This window comes from Mesorhizobium sp. M4B.F.Ca.ET.089.01.1.1 (genome assembly GCF_004022605.1).
Classification (GTDB): domain Bacteria; phylum Pseudomonadota; class Alphaproteobacteria; order Rhizobiales; family Rhizobiaceae; genus Mesorhizobium; species Mesorhizobium abyssinicae.
Map to the genome: position 1 here is coordinate 1 of NZ_RZOS01001262.1, position 550 is coordinate 550.

At 60.2% G+C, this 550-nt stretch carries 1 protein-coding gene; it reads right to left on the reverse strand.

Annotated elements, in window-relative coordinates:
* Window positions 1-550 (reverse strand): CapA family protein (locus EN780_RS37065; RefSeq protein WP_145971054.1); only part of this gene is annotated, 550 nt, incomplete at both ends.

The following is a 550-nucleotide window of genomic DNA, read 5'->3' on the forward strand; positions in this document are numbered from 1 at the left end:
GCTCCTTCCCACTCGTTAGCTCCGGCGGATCTTCCGGTTGCGCGTAGTTAGTGAGTTCAAGGTGCGAGCTCTGCAACTGATCGCCAAGCCTTGCCAGCCTTCGGAAGTGCCCGTTGGGCACCCCAATCTTCCGAACGGTTTTCAGCCGGTTGACGCCAGGCCGAGCCGGACGGGAAGCGGTGCTGTTCTCGGCATACATGTTGGCCGGGCCTGGGCCTGCGTCTATCGCAAGAAGAGAGACCTGGCGGGCGCCTAGATGGCGATGGCCGAGTTTCGCGGCATGGGTCTTGTCGATGCCGACCCCAGCATGCAGGAAGCCGCGCGCTTCGACCTCCTCCAGCGTCGCGAGGACGCCAGAAACACCGAGATCGAATGCGTGGTTGTTCGCCAAGGCAAGCGCGTTGAACCCGATATCCTGCAACGCATCCAAGACCTCAGCCCGTGAATAACCGAAGTACCTGCCTTTGGTCGGCCAACCACCATGTTTGCCGAGGATCGTCGACTCGAAATTGGTGAAGACGACATCACCTTGCTGCAAGAAGCGTACAAC